The 13,750-nt window shown below is 62.8% G+C and carries 14 protein-coding genes; 9 read left to right on the plus strand and 5 right to left on the minus strand.

Features of this window, described 5'->3' with window-relative positions:
- Positions 1-50 precede the first annotated feature (50 nt).
- Positions 51-920 carry an endonuclease/exonuclease/phosphatase family protein gene (locus G3580_RS08720; protein WP_173768708.1) on the plus strand — a complete coding sequence of 290 codons (870 nt, stop codon included), beginning with the start codon at positions 51-53 and terminating at the stop codon, positions 918-920.
- 13 nt (positions 921-933) lie between these two features.
- On the opposite strand, the gene G3580_RS08725 is transcribed toward G3580_RS08720, so the two are convergent.
- Together G3580_RS08725 and G3580_RS08730 are read right to left on the minus strand one after the other, a co-directional pair.
- Entirely contained in the window at positions 934-1,725 is a 792-nt protein-coding gene (locus tag G3580_RS08725) for a DUF2189 domain-containing protein (RefSeq protein ID WP_173764885.1), read from the minus strand.
- 279 nt (positions 1,726-2,004) lie between these two features.
- A complete protein-coding gene (locus tag G3580_RS08730; protein ID WP_173764886.1) occupies positions 2,005-2,217 on the minus strand; it encodes a DUF465 domain-containing protein in 213 nt (70 codons plus the stop codon).
- A 180-nt stretch (positions 2,218-2,397) separates the two neighbouring features.
- Between G3580_RS08730 and G3580_RS08735 the strand changes: the two genes are divergently transcribed.
- The 3 genes from G3580_RS08735 (at position 2,398) to htpG (ending at position 5,271) form a co-directional block, all read left to right on the plus strand.
- Positions 2,398-2,628, plus strand: coding sequence for a DUF3567 family protein (locus tag G3580_RS08735; RefSeq protein ID WP_173764887.1), 231 nt, complete (start codon positions 2,398-2,400; stop codon positions 2,626-2,628).
- A gap of 85 nt (positions 2,629-2,713) precedes the next feature.
- A complete protein-coding gene (gene greB / locus G3580_RS08740; RefSeq protein ID WP_173764888.1) occupies positions 2,714-3,262 on the plus strand; it encodes a transcription elongation factor GreB in 549 nt (182 codons plus the stop codon).
- Positions 3,263-3,357: 95 nt separating this feature from the next.
- Positions 3,358-5,271, plus strand: a complete 1,914-nt coding sequence (gene htpG, locus G3580_RS08745; protein ID WP_173764889.1) for a molecular chaperone HtpG — start codon at positions 3,358-3,360, stop codon at positions 5,269-5,271.
- A 55-nt stretch (positions 5,272-5,326) separates the two neighbouring features.
- On the opposite strand, the gene G3580_RS08750 is transcribed toward htpG, so the two are convergent.
- The gene (locus tag G3580_RS08750) at positions 5,327-6,757 is read right to left on the minus strand and encodes a chloride channel protein (protein WP_228720817.1); all 1,431 of its coding nucleotides are present in this window, start codon (positions 6,755-6,757) and stop codon (positions 5,327-5,329) included.
- A 421-nt stretch (positions 6,758-7,178) separates the two neighbouring features.
- Between G3580_RS08750 and G3580_RS08755 the strand changes: the two genes are divergently transcribed.
- Entirely contained in the window at positions 7,179-8,030 is an 852-nt protein-coding gene (locus G3580_RS08755; RefSeq protein WP_173764891.1) for a 3-hydroxybutyryl-CoA dehydrogenase, read from the plus strand.
- 45 nt (positions 8,031-8,075) lie between these two features.
- Here G3580_RS08755 and G3580_RS08760 read toward each other — a convergent pair whose 3' ends face one another.
- Positions 8,076-9,059, minus strand: coding sequence for an HpcH/HpaI aldolase/citrate lyase family protein (locus G3580_RS08760; protein ID WP_173764892.1), 984 nt, complete (start codon positions 9,057-9,059; stop codon positions 8,076-8,078).
- A 111-nt stretch (positions 9,060-9,170) separates the two neighbouring features.
- A complete protein-coding gene (locus tag G3580_RS08765) occupies positions 9,171-10,163 on the minus strand; it encodes a malate dehydrogenase (RefSeq protein WP_173764893.1) in 993 nt (330 codons plus the stop codon).
- Between the two features lie 219 nt (positions 10,164-10,382).
- Between G3580_RS08765 and G3580_RS08770 the strand changes: the two genes are divergently transcribed.
- From G3580_RS08770 to sdhA, 4 genes are all read left to right on the plus strand, one after another.
- Complete coding sequence (locus G3580_RS08770; RefSeq protein WP_173764894.1) at positions 10,383-11,111, plus strand: GntR family transcriptional regulator; 729 nt, start codon at positions 10,383-10,385, stop codon at positions 11,109-11,111.
- A gap of 104 nt (positions 11,112-11,215) precedes the next feature.
- Positions 11,216-11,605: a succinate dehydrogenase, cytochrome b556 subunit gene (gene sdhC / locus G3580_RS08775; protein WP_173764895.1), complete on the plus strand. Its 390-nt coding sequence runs from the start codon at positions 11,216-11,218 to the stop codon at positions 11,603-11,605.
- A complete protein-coding gene (gene sdhD / locus G3580_RS08780; RefSeq protein ID WP_173764896.1) occupies positions 11,599-11,946 on the plus strand; it encodes a succinate dehydrogenase, hydrophobic membrane anchor protein in 348 nt (115 codons plus the stop codon). Before sdhC ends, sdhD begins: the two co-directional genes overlap by 7 nt.
- A 2-nt stretch (positions 11,947-11,948) precedes the next feature.
- Positions 11,949-13,742 carry a succinate dehydrogenase flavoprotein subunit gene (sdhA, locus tag G3580_RS08785; RefSeq protein ID WP_173764897.1) on the plus strand — a complete coding sequence of 598 codons (1,794 nt, stop codon included), beginning with the start codon at positions 11,949-11,951 and terminating at the stop codon, positions 13,740-13,742.
- Positions 13,743-13,750 lie beyond the last annotated feature (8 nt).

The raw sequence follows: 13,750 nt of genomic DNA on the forward strand, positions 1-13,750 counted from the left end.
TCGTTATCGTTCCGGACGATTGTGTCATGCGAACGCGGAGGGCAATCGTGATGCGTGTCATTAGCTGGAATATCCAGTGGGGTCGCGGGGCCGATGGTCGCGTGAATTTGTCACGCTTGCTCGACGACTTGTCGTGTCTCGGGGATTTTGACGTGATTTGCCTCCAGGAGGTCGCAAGCCGTTTTCCCGGCCTGCCCGGCGGGGCGGAAGAAGACGAGGTTGCGCTGTTGCGCGCGGCCTTTCCCGAGCATACGCTGATCGGTGCGCCGGGCGTCGATGTGCCCCATCCGGGCGGTGGGCGCAGCCGCTTCGGCAACGTCGTGCTGTCGCGCCTGCCCGTCGGCGCCGTGGTCAGGCACCGGTTGCCGTGGCCGCCCGCGAAGGGAACCCCGAGCATGCCGCGTACGGCCGTCGAGGCGGTGCTCATGCCCTGTTCCGGTCATCCGGTGCGGATCATCACCACACACCTGGAATACTACGCGGCGGACCAGCGCATGGCGCAGGTCGAAAAACTGCGCCAGCTTCAGTTGGAGGCAGCGCAGTGGGCCGTGACCCCGCAAAGCGCCAAGGAGGCGGACGGCCCGTTCGCACGCCCCGTGTGGCCGGAAGCGGCCATTGTCTGCGGCGACTTCAACTTTGCGCCCGACGCGCCCGAATGGGCACGCATGACCGCAGTGGAAGGCGGGCGCCCGGTCTGGTCCGATGCCTGGTTCGCGCTGAATCCTGGCCAGCCACACCCGCCGAGTGTGGGCCTGCACGGCGCCGAGTGGCCCGACCATCGCTACTGTTGTGACTATTTCTTTGTCTCGCGGCCTGTACTCGGTGCATTGCGATCGGTCGTCTACGATGCCTGCAGTGCCGCGTCAGATCATCAACCGGTGATGCTCGAGGTGGATGAGGCGGCCATCGCGGCCGCCTGAACCGGCGCGCGCGTTACGGATGCGGTAGCGGTTCGACCAGATCGCGATAGGCGTGCCAGCTGGCATGGCCGATGATCGGCATGAGGACCACCAGGCCGAGGTGAAAGGTCATGAAGCCGATGATGGTCATGATCACGATCCCCGCCGCCCAGGCCATCATCGTGGCCGGATTGCGCGCCAGCGCGCCGACGCTGGCCAGCATGGCGGTGATGGCGTCCTGGTTGCGGTCGAGCATGAGGGGAATGGAGACCACGCTGACCGCGAACACGATGGTGGCGAACAACAGGCCGACCGCGAAGTAGACGCCCAGGAATTCGAAGTTCTCGAAGCGCAGGACCTGATCGAGGAAGCCGGACAGATTGGGCATTTCCTCGGTGTAGAACAGCGCGAACACGACCAGCGAGGCGCGCGCCCAGACCAGGAAGATGACGCCAAGCACGACGGCGAAGACGCCGATGTTGCCCGCGTTGCGCTTCCAGACCATCAGGGTGGGGGTGAGCGAACAGCCGTCGCCGCGCTCGCGCCGCCGGCTGATCTCATACAGCCCCATGGCGAGGAAGGGGCCCAGCAACAGGAAACCCGAGGTCAGCCCGGACGTGTATTCGTAGGCATGCTCGAACACGAAGGTGATGAGCAGGCCCATCGCCGCGAAGCAGAAGCCGTAGAAGAGGCTCGGGATCGGGCACGACAGCAGGTCACGCCAGCCACTCGCAAACCAGCGAAACGGCGACGTCGCCTTGATGTCCCGGATGGCGGGAAAAGGCAGTTCTGCCGAATCCTGGAGTACGTTGTTCGGTTGCTGCATTCTTGTCTCCTGTTGGTCTGTTTATATGCAGCACACACGAGGGTCGTCGACGCGCGCGGCCACCGAAGGCGGACCGGCGGGTCGATATCGCTTGGATTTGTTCTGTTGCTGGCGACTCCCGTTGTGCGTTTCATGTAACCGTCGTCCGCTGGCGCCCCAAATCGGGAGCCATGGTCGACTGGATCAATATTACGCGCAAGAAGGGTGCCTTTGGCAAGCCTCAGCGGGCATCCGTCATGACGAATGCAGGCAGCGGTCTGGCTACGGCGGAAGCGGTGGTCAGGCCGGCTCCGGGGGCTCGAGCATGCGCTCAAGGTGGCTGATTCGGTCCTTGAGCGCCAGTTTGCGCTTCTTGAGGCGCTTCAGGAGCAGTTCATCGCCGAGGGGATTGGCCGAGAGCTGGTCGATCGCCGCGTCCAGATCCCGGTGCTCGGCACGCAGCAGCATGAGGGTTTCCGACCAGCCGGCGGCGTCTGTGAAATCGTCCTGCATTTTGCCTCGGGGTCTCTCAAGCGGTTGGCGGAAATGCCGTTGATTGAATCAGGTCGCGGTTATGGTATGCGGTGCCCCGGGCGATGACAACATGTCGGCGCTTGATCTGCGCCGAATCCACCCAATCTAGTGCCTGACGCGATCCGGGATGCACCGGATCGGATGATAAGGAGTCATATCATGGAAGTCGTTTGCAACAACCCCGTGTTGTATGTGGTGGACTTTCCCGGCTTCGACGTGCTGGAGGTCATCGACAAGCGGCTCGGCCGCGGGACGGTTTTCCGCGATGCGGCGGCCCGTCGGTTCCGGGCCGAGCTTGCCGAACTGTCCAGTTCGGAGGAGATTGCCGATTTCGACGAGCTGATCACCCATTACCAGACACTGCTCAATCAGCCGGCCGTCTATCATTGAGGCGGACGCCGCCGTGCCGCCGCTTGCATGGCGGCACGGCGCGATCTAACATCGAACGCCTTTTCCCGGCCGTTTCCATCAAGGCATGAGCAAGGCGTTCGTCAAGGCGTCCGAAGAGGACGACGATTCTCCGGAAACCCCCTCCGGCCCCGCCCCCAGCGGGCCGATCTACATGACCCGGCGGGGCTGGAACACGCTCAAGGCGGAGCTTGACCAGCTGGTGCGCGACGAGCGCCCCAAGCTGGTGGAGACGGTGGCCTGGGCGGCCAGTAATGGCGATCGCTCGGAGAACGGGGACTACATCTACGGCAAGAAGCGGCTGCGGGAAATCGACCGGCGCATCCGTTTCCTCATCAAACGCCTGGAAAACGCCAAAGTGGTCGACCCGGAAGACCAGCAGGCGCTCGACCAGGTCTTTTTCGGTGCCACGGTGGTCATTACCGATGACGGGGGCCACACCGAGCAGTGCTATCAGATCGTGGGTGTGGACGAAGCCGATGCCGGCGCTGGCCGCATCAGCTGGATCTCGCCGCTGGCCAAGGCGCTGCTCAAGGCGCGCGAGGGCGATGTGGTCAATCTGGTAACGCCGGCGGGCCCGCGCGAGATCGAGATCCTGGAGATCCGATACGAATAGCCGTGGTGCTGGCGGCAGTGAGCCCGGGGGTTGAAAATTCGACACTTGCCCCCATCAACAATCGACGTCACGTTGGTTATTGATGGAGACAGACGATGTCCGAGGCAAGCACTGCCGAAAAGATGAATTTCCAGACCGAGGTGAAGCAGCTGCTGCACCTCATGATCCATTCGCTGTATTCGAACCGAGAGATCTTCCTGCGCGAGCTGATCTCGAACGCGTCCGATGCCTGCGACAAGCTGCGTTTCGAAGCACTCGACAAGGCCGAGTTGTTCGAAGGCGACGGCGAGCTCAGGATCCGCGTCGACTACGACGAGAGCGCCGCTACCGTGACCGTGTCGGACAACGGCATCGGCATGAGCCGGGACGAGGTGATCACCAACCTCGGGACCATCGCCAAATCGGGGACGCGCGAGTTCTTCAGCCAGCTGACCGGCGATCAGAAGAAGGACGCGAACCTGATCGGCCAGTTCGGTGTGGGATTCTATTCGGCCTTCATCGTCGCCGACAAGGTCAGCGTGAACACCCGTCGTGCCGGCCTGGCGGCGGATCAGGGCGTGCGCTGGACCTGCAGCATGGGTGAGGACGCGGCAGGCGAATACACCATCGAGTCGATCGACAAGGCCGGTCGCGGAACCGAGATCACGCTGCACCTGCGCGAGGATGCCCGCGATCTGGTCAACGGCTGGCAACTGCGCCAGCTCATCCGCAAGTACTCCGACCACATCATCCAGCCCATCCTGATGAAGAAGGAGGCGTGGGACGAGGAGGCCAAGGCGCAGGTCAAGGGCGACGAGGACGAGACCGTCAATCAGGCCAACGCGCTGTGGACCCGTCCGCGAAACGAGATCACGGACGAGGAGTACAAGGCGTTCTACAAGCATGTGGGCCACGACTTTGCCGAACCGCTGGCGTGGGTCCATGCCAAGGTCGAGGGCCGGCACGAGTACACCCAGCTGCTCTACGTTCCGGAGAACGCGCCGTTCGACCTGTGGGACCGCAACGCCCGTCACGGCATCAAGCTGTACGTCAAGCGCGTGTTCATCATGGACGATGCGGAAAAGCTGCTGCCCACTTACCTGCGTTTCGTGCGTGGCGTCGTCGATTCGGCGGATCTGCCGCTCAACGTGTCTCGCGAGATCCTGCAGGAGTCCAAGGACATCGACACCATCCGTGCCGGGTGCACTAAGAAGGTTCTTGGGATGCTGGAGGACATGGCCACGAACGCGGCGGAGAAGTACGCCACGTTCTGGCAGGCCTTCGGCAACGTGCTCAAGGAAGGCGTCGGTGAGGACTTCGCCAACAAGGACAAGATTGCCGGCCTGTTGCGTTTTGCCTCCACCGAGGCGGACACCCCGGATCAGACCGTCTCTCTCGCCGACTACATCGGGCGCATGAAGGCGGGGCAGGAAAAGATCTACTTCGTGACCGCCGAAAGTTTCAACGCCGCCAAGAACAGCCCGCATCTCGAAGTGTTCCGCAAGAAAGGCATCGAGGTGCTGCTGCTCTCCGATCGGGTGGACGAATGGGTCATCGGCTATCTGAATGAATTCGACGGCAAGCCGCTGCAGTCCGTGGCCAAGGGCGGGCTCGATCTTGGTGGGCTCGAGGACGAGGAAGAAAAGAAGGCCGCCGAGCAGATGGCGGATGAATTCAAGGCGCTTGTCGAGCGCTTCAAGACCAGCCTCGGTGAGCGGGTCAAGGACGTGCGGGTGACCAATCGACTGACCGACTCGCCGGCGTGCCTGGTAACCGACGATCAGGACATGGGCATGAATCTGGCGCGCATTCTGAAGGCTGCGGGGCAGAGCGCGCCGGAGAGCAAGCCGATTCTCGAGATCAATCCCGAGCATCCGGTGGTCCGACGCCTGGCTGACGAGCAGACCCACTTCGACGACTGGGCGACGGTGCTCTACGATCAGGCCTTGCTTGCCGAGGGCGGCACGCTCGACGATCCGGCGACCTTCGTGAAGCAGGTCAACGGCTTGATGCTGGCGATGCAGCACTGAGGCATCTGCAACGTTAATAAAAACCGCGGCCGGAGCCGCGGTTTTTTTTTGGAGATTACGATGATGTGTCCGGTTTGGGAGGCGGAGCGGATTCGTCCATCTCGGCCTCCGATCCCTGCTTCGGCGCATCCAGGTCCGCGTCGGTGTCTTCTTCATCCGGTCTGGGTGGACCCATGATTTCCTCGAGCATGGCTTCGTGCGGGTCCGGCATCTCCGTTTCGGGCGGTTCGGGCGGCTGACTCGAGCCACGTAGCTGCCGGGTGATGTCCTTGAGCATGCCGATGGCCAGGGCGTCATAGAGCGGCACCGGCGCCACGGAGCGGGAAAAGCCCTGGGAGACGACGGCAGCGCCCATCAGGGGGAGCAGCATCTGATGGTTGGCGGTCATCTCCATGACGATCACCAGTGACGTGATCGGCGACTGGGTGATGCCGGCCAGGAACGAGACCATGCCCAGCACGAGAATGGCGGAGCTGCTCTCGCCCGGCAGCAGCAGCGCGATGTCCGCGCCGATGCCCGCGCCGACGGCGAGGGCGGGTGCGAAGATCCCGCCTGGAATGCCGCTGATGAAGGCGAGCCAGATGACGAAGGCCTTGGCAAACATGAAGTAGAAGGGAAGCGCCTCGACGCCTTCGAGTGCGGCCTTGGATTCGGCATAGCCCGTTCCCCAGGTGATGCCGCCGGTGGCCAGACCGGTCAGGGCGGTGAGCAGCCCGCATATGGCGGCGAACATGACCGGCCGGTCAGCCGCGAACTGGCCAACACGCCCCGGCAAGCCGCGATAGGAAGCGATCAGCAGGCGGGTCATGAGGCCGCCTGCCAGTCCGCCGGCAGCGCCGCACATGAGTACCGGCCACAGGCCGTCCGGCCAGCTGACCGACGCCAGCGTCTGGCCGAAGTAGGTGTAGTTGCCCAGGGTGGCCAGCGAGATGAGACCGGCGAAAATCACCGCGACCAGCGTCGGGCTGGTCGCTTTGAAGGCGCGATAGCGGGACAACTCCTCGATGGCGAACAGGATGCCGCCCAGCGGTGTGTTGAATGCGGCGGCCACACCGGCCCCGCCACCGGCGACGATCAGGTCGCGGGTCGGTGCGATGCGGCCGTGCTTTTTGCCGCTGATCAGGTTGAGGATGGAGGCACCCACCTGCACGGTCGGTCCCTCGCGGCCGATCGATGCGCCCGAAAGCAGGCCGATGAAGGTCAGTACCATCTTGGCCACGATGACGCGGATCGACAGGAATTGGCGCCGAATACGATTGTCTTCGGTGAGCGAGGCGGCAATGGCCTGAGGAATCCCGCTGCCTTCGGTGCCGGGGAAATAGCGACGTGTGGCCCACACGATGACGGCGAAACCGGCGGGTGCCACGATCAGGGTCGCCCACCAGGCCTCGTGATACAGCAGACGATGCACCTCGATGGCAAGGTCCGCGCCGATGGCAAAGACGACTGCGGCCAGCCCCGCCAGCAGGGTGACGCCGACCAGCATCAGTCGCTTGCGCCAGCGACCGGGGGATAGCCACGGCAGGGCGTAACGGCGCCCGCCGCGGGCAAGTTGTTTGAATGCGCGTGTATGTGCGGAAATCGATTCCCGCGGGGTGCCGGAAGACGGCATGGGCGATGCTCGATTGGGCTAGAAAAAGTCTCGAAATTTTTCTTTAAAAGGGTATCACGCCTGTGATCCCCGCATCATGCGGGTTATTACGCATTTTGCGAATTTTTCGAACTTTTATTCCGATTCGGCCTTTTGTTCGGTTGCTGGGTTTCCGCCTGCGCTCGGGGACGACGGCACTGGTCCTTCCGCGTTTGTCACTTTGGCTCGTGATCGGTTAAATTGTCCATACGCTTAAGTATGGAGGCTGCACAAGGCCGGCCTTCATCGTCAACGACCCAGTCAAGGAGCAGACATTTTGGAAATCAGCACGGTGGGTGTGGTGGGTTCGGGCACCATGGGCAACGGTATTGCGCAGGCGTTTGCGATGTCCGGAGTCGACGTGGTCATGACCGATATTTCGCAGGACGCCCTGGCACGCGCCATGGACACCATTGGCGGCAGCCTCGACCGCCTGATCAAGAAGGAGAAGGCGAGCGCAGAAGACAAGGCTGCCACGCTGGCGCGGATCCGGACCAGTACCGATGTGAGCGCGCTGGCTCCGTGCGGGTTGGTGATCGAGGCGGCGACCGAGAATCTGGACATCAAGCTCAAGCTGTTCGCGGAGCTGGACCGGATTGTTTCGGCCGATGCGGTGCTGGCGAGCAATACGTCGTCGATCTCGATTACCCGGATTGCGGCGGCCACCGACCGCCCGGAACGGGTGATCGGCATGCATTTCTTCAACCCGGTGCCGATGATGGCGCTGGTCGAGCTCATCCGCGGGTTGCAGACGTCGGATGCGGCCTATGCGGTCGCTCAGGGGGCCGCCGAGCGTATCGGCAAGAGCGTGGTGGACGTACGCAACAGTCCCGGATTCGTGGTCAATCGCCTGTTGTGCCCGATGATCAACGAGGCCATCTTTGCGCTCGGTGAAGGGCTGGCCAGTGCCGCACAGATCGACGACGCGATGAAGCTGGGCGCCAACCATCCCATCGGGCCGCTCGCGCTGTGCGATCTGATCGGGCTCGATGTGCAGCTGGCGATCATGCAGGTGCTGTTCGAGGGCTTCAAGGATCCCAAATACCGGCCGGCGCCTTTGCTGGTGGAGATGGTGGAGGCCGGTTACCTGGGCCGGAAGACGGCTCGAGGGTTCTTCAGCTACGACTGAGGGCGGTGTCCGGGCGTCGCGCCCGGCGCCCGGCCCGACAGCGCTTCATTCGGAGAAGAAGCGTTGTCGGGCCGCGTCGGTCACGTCCGCGCCAGTGGCGTGGGCGCGCTTGAGCAGGGTCCAGTAGTAGCGATACGAGGCGCGGTCGTGCAGCTTGCCTTCATGGCGGATCGGTCCCCACTGAGCGTCGGCCGCAGCGTTCAGGATGGCGCAGGCCTGTTCGATCTCGGAGAAATCGGGACGCATGGCGTTCAGAATCGGCTCGATCTGCCGCGGGTGGATGCTCCACATGCGCAGGTAGCCGAACTCCTGCCGGGCGCGACGGGCATCGTGCTCGATGTAATCGGTGTCGGTCAGTTCGGTGGTGACGTTATGGCTCGGGACGACGCCATTGGCCAGCGCAGCCGCCGCGATCTCGCATTTGGCCCGCACGATGAGCGGGTGTTCGAACTGCCCCGGGCTGCGCATGGCGCTGGCCGGAATGGCGCCATGGTGGGCGCTGACAAAATCCATCAGGCCGAAATCCAGGCTTTCGACATCGTCGAGCGCGGCAATGTCCCAGGCGTCACGCAGCGCGCCATGGGTTTCGATGAGCACATGAATCGGCAGGCGGCGATGCTGGCCGTGGAGTCGCTGCTGCTCGTTGACATAGGCCACCTGGATGGCGACGTCTTCGACCGAGCGCGGTTTGGGCAGGGTCAGGAAGGCGAGCCGTGATCCGGCTTCGTGCACGAGGATCTCGACGTCCCGTTGCCAGTGTGCGTGGGTGATGTCGTGGATTCGGGCTCCGACCCGACCAAAGCGGTTGGCCTCGCTCATGACCATGGCGGCGGCCATCCGGGCGTGTTCGGTCTCCTGGCCCGCCATCGCACCGTCTTCGCAATCGCAGGTGATGTCGAACACCGGACCCAGCGAGTGCTGGAGGCTCAGGGCCTTGACGATGAGCTTTTCGCTACCCGCATAGTGGTCGATGGCGGGCAGCTGGGGCAGGGCGCGCTCACCCTGAAAGAGAATCTGGTCGGGATGCATGGGCGTGTGTCACTCGTCGATATTGCCCCGCGAGGATAACAAAAAGCGCGGGCGCAACGAAAAACGGGAGCGTCGCCGCTCCCGTTTCTGGTGACATCGTCGGATGTCGGATCAGCCGAGCAGATCCTTCACGCCGTCGCGTTCCTCGAGCAGTTCATTGAGCGTATTGCCCATGCGCTCCTTGGAGAACTCATCGATCTCCAGCCCCTGGACGATCGTGTATTCGCCGTTGGCGGTGGTGCAGGGGAAGCCGTAGATGACGCCTTCCGGGATACCGTAGGAGCCGTCGGACGGCACGCCCATGGTGACCCATTCGCCGTTGGAGCCGAGCACCCAGTCACGGATGTGGTCGATGGCGGCGTTGGCGGCAGAAGCGGCGGAGGACAGGCCGCGGGCCTCGATGATGGCGGCGCCACGCTTGCCGACGGTCGGCAGGAACACGTCGCGGTTCCAGGCTTCGTCGTTCACCAGGCCCTTGACGTTGTCGCCGTTGGAGGTGCAGAAGCGGTAATCGGCGTACATCGTCGGCGAGTGGTTGCCCCACACGACCAGGCTCTTGAGGCTGGATACGTCACGGCCGGTCTTGGATGCGAGCTGGGACAGGGCGCGGTTGTGGTCCAGGCGCAGCATGCCGGTGAAGTTCTTCGGGTTGACGCGGCCGAACTTCTCGGCGGTCTTCATGGCGATGTAGGCGTTGGTGTTGCACGGGTTGCCGACGACCAGCACCTTGCACTCCGGATCGGCATGCTGGCCGATGGCGGCGCCCTGGACCGTGAAGATCTTGGCGTTTTCGGTCAGCAGGTCCTTGCGCTCCATGCCGGGGCCGCGCGGACGAGCGCCCACGAGCAGGGCCACCTGGGCATCCTTGAATGCAACGTTGGGGTCGTCGGTGGCGATCATGCCGGCCAGCAGCGGGAAGGCGCAGTCTTCCAGCTCCATCATCACGCCCTTGACGGCCTTTTGCGCCTGCGGCAGATCCAGCAGTTGCAGAATGACCGGTTGATCCTTGCCAAGCATTTCGCCGCTGGCGATGCGGAACAACAGGCTGTAACCGATTTGACCGGCAGCGCCGGTGACGGCGACGCGAACTGGGGCTTTGCTCATGACGACTCCCTCTCCAAGTAGTTGAAGCGGCGCTGGCATTCAATGTTCGTTTGAAAGCTGACGCCTGGACGATTGGTTTGTTACGGTATGATGCTGCATCCGCACAAATCGCGCCGAATGGTAGTTCAGTGCGTTAAAAAAAGCAATTCATGTCTTTTGTCTTATATAAGACAAAAGAGTAGTCTAGACGCCTATTCACTTTTGTGCTGAAATACGCCGATGGCACCTGCGTCCCCCACCTTCAGTCCGCTGTATCGTCAGATCAAGAGTTTGATGATGCAAGCCCTCGAATCGGCCGAATGGCGGCCGGGCCAGGCTATTCCCAGCGAGCAGGAGCTGGCCGCACGCTTCGGCGTCAGCCAGGGCACGGTGCGCAAGGCAATCGACGAAATGGCCGCCGAGAATCTGCTGGTCCGCAAGCAGGGCAAGGGTACTTTCGTCGCCTCTCATAATGATCCTCGCGCATTGTTCCGCTTCTTGCGCCTGGTGCCCGAGGATGGTGACCTGTCACATCCCGTGAGTCTGCCGCTTGAATGCTGGCGCGCCAAGGCGGGGCAAGAGGCGTCACGCGTGCTGGCGATCGAGCCGGGCGAGCCGATCATCATCGTGCGCCGTCTGTTGAAATTTAGTTCAAAACCCGTGGTCGTGGACGAAATTTATCTCCCCGGCGAGATCTTTCAGGGACTTTCGCTGGAGGTTCTTCAAAGCTGGTCGGGCTCGCTCTACAGTTTGTTCGAGGCGCGTTTCGGCCTGCGCATGATCCGCGCCGAAGAGCGGATTCGTGCCGTCGCGGCCGACCGGGCGACCGCGGACATTCTCAAAGTCAAGGAAGGAGTTCCACTGCTGTCGGTGGAGCGGGTGACTTATACCTATGGTGACCGACCCGTCGAATGGCGTCGTGGCCTCTACTCGACGGCAGAACACTATTACCTGAACGAATTGAACTAGATTCGCCCGTAAAGGGCGGGTCTGCAAGAACCGAGCGTTTATACTTATGCGCTTGTTTTGGGAGTACGGCAGCGCTGGCGCTGTCATGCAATGAGGGGGAAGTGATGTCCGAAGTGACAGTCAGAAAACAGCGGCCGAAGCATCTGGCGCTGAACGAGATCCGTTTGCCCATCCCGGGCATCGTGTCCATTCTCCACCGGGTCAGTGGCGCAGGTTTGTTCCTGATGCTGCCGCTGCTCCTTTCCCTGTTCGGCAATAGTGTCGGTTCGCCCGAATCGTTCGCTGCCTACAAGGAAACGGTGTCAAACCCGCTGGTGAAGATCATCCTGTTCGGTCTGTTGTGGGCCTACCTGCACCACTTCTGTGCCGGCATCCGCTTCCTGCTGCTCGACATGCACAAGGGGCTCGATCTTCCCACTGCCCGCCTGACGTCCAAGATCGTGCTGGGCGTGAGCATCGTGCTGACCGTGATCATCGGGGTGAAACTATGGTAAAGCGTACTGTTGTCGGGGCTCATTACGGCCTGCGCGACTGGCTCGGCCAGCGCGTCACCGCCACCTTGATGGCGCTCTATACGGTCCTGTTCGCGTTCAAGGCGCTGGCGCTGCCGGAAATGAACTATGAAGCCTGGAGCGGCATGTTCGCCGGCGGCTTCATGCGTTTCGCCACTTTCCTGTTCTTCATGTCGCTGTTCTATCACGCCTGGGTCGGCGTCCGTGACATCTTCATGGACTACATCAAGCCGGTCGGTGTGCGCCTCGCGCTGCACGTCGTCGTTATGTTCCTGCTTGTCGGTTACGCCGGTTGGGCGGCCCAGATTCTGTGGAGGCTGTGAGCGTGAGTATCACGAAACGTACCTATGATGCGGTGATCGTCGGTGCCGGTGGTGCCGGTCTGCGCGCCGCGCTGCAACTGTCCGAAGCGGGCCTCAAGACGGCCGTGCTCACCAAGGTGTTCCCGACCCGTTCGCACACCGTTGCCGCCCAGGGGGGCGTGGCCGCGTCGCTGGGCAATTCCACCGAGGACAACTGGCACTGGCACATGTACGACACCGTCAAGGGGTCGGACTGGCTGGGTGACCAGGATGCCATCGAGTTCATGTGCCGCAAGGCCAACGAGGTGGTCGTCGAACTCGAACACTACGGCATGCCGTTCGACCGCCTGGACAACGGCAAGATCTACCAGCGTCCGTTCGGCGGTCACTCTCAGAACTATGGCCAGACCCCGGTGTCCCGCTCCTGTGCGGCCGCTGACCGGACCGGTCACGCCATGCTCCATGCGCTGTATCAGCGCAACGTGCGCGCCAACACCCAGTTCTTCGTCGAATGGATGGCACTCGACCTGATCCGCGACGCCGACGGCGACGTGGTCGGCGTGACCGCGATGGAAATGGAGACCGGCGAAGTCTCGATCTTCCATGCCAAGGCGATCGTGTTCGCCACCGGCGGTGCCGGCCGGATCTTCTACAGCTCCACCAACGCCTTCATCAACACCGGTGACGGTGTCGGCATGGCAGCGCGTGCCGGCATCCCGCTCGAGGACATGGAGTTCTGGCAGTTCCACCCGACCGGCGTGGCCGGCGCGGGCGTGCTGATCACCGAGGGCGTGCGCGGCGAGGGGGGTATCCTCCGCAACGCCGACGGCGAGCGCTTCATGGAACGCTATGCCCCGACGCTGAAGGATCTGGCCTCCCGTGACGTGGTGTCGCGTTCCATGGTCACCGAGATCAACGAAGGACGCGGCTGTGGTCCGGACAAGGATCACGTGATGCTCGACATCACCCACCTGTCGCCCGACACCATCATGAAACGCCTGCCGGGCATTCGTGAGATCTCGATCCAGTTCGCCGGTGTGGACCCGATCAAGGCGCCGATCCCGGTGGTGCCGACCTGCCATTACCAGATGGGCGGCATCCCGACCAACTACAAGGGTCAGGTGGTGATGCCGAAGGCTGGCAATCCCAACGCCCCGGTCACCGGCTTCTATGCCGCCGGCGAATGTGCCTGTGCCTCGGTGCATGGCGCCAACCGTCTCGGAACCAACTCGCTGCTCGATCTGCTGGTGTTCGGCAAGTCCGCCGGCGAGACCGTGGTCGAGGATATCCAGTCCGGCAACCTGCGCCTCAAGCCGCTGCCCGAAGACGCCGCTGACGCCGCGATGGCGCGGATCAGCCGCCTCGACAATCAGACCAATGGCACCGACGTGCACGAAGTGCGTCTGGCCATGCAGCGCACCATGCAGAAGCATGCCGGCGTGTTCCGCTTCAAGGAATTGCTCGAAGAGGGCGTTGCCGAGATCCTCAAGGTCGCCGAACAGGCCAAGACCACCGAGATCAAGGACAAGTCCAAGGTCTGGAACACGGCCCGTGTCGAAGCCCTGGAACTGGACAATCTGATCGAGGTCGCCAAGGCCACCATGATCTCCGCCGAGGCCCGCAAGGAGTCGCGTGGTGCGCATGTGCGTGACGATGCGCCCGATAGTGAGGAATTCCCGAACGGTCGCAACGACAAGGAGTGGCTCAAGCACACCCTGTGGTTCAGCGAAGGCAACCGTCTGGATTACAAGCCGGTCAATCTGGAGCCGATGAACGAAGGCACCAAGCCGATCGCGCTCGCCAAGCGTGTCTACTGAGGGTCCGG

This window comes from Nitrogeniibacter mangrovi (genome assembly GCF_010983895.1).
GTDB lineage: Bacteria > Pseudomonadota > Gammaproteobacteria > Burkholderiales > Rhodocyclaceae > Nitrogeniibacter > Nitrogeniibacter mangrovi.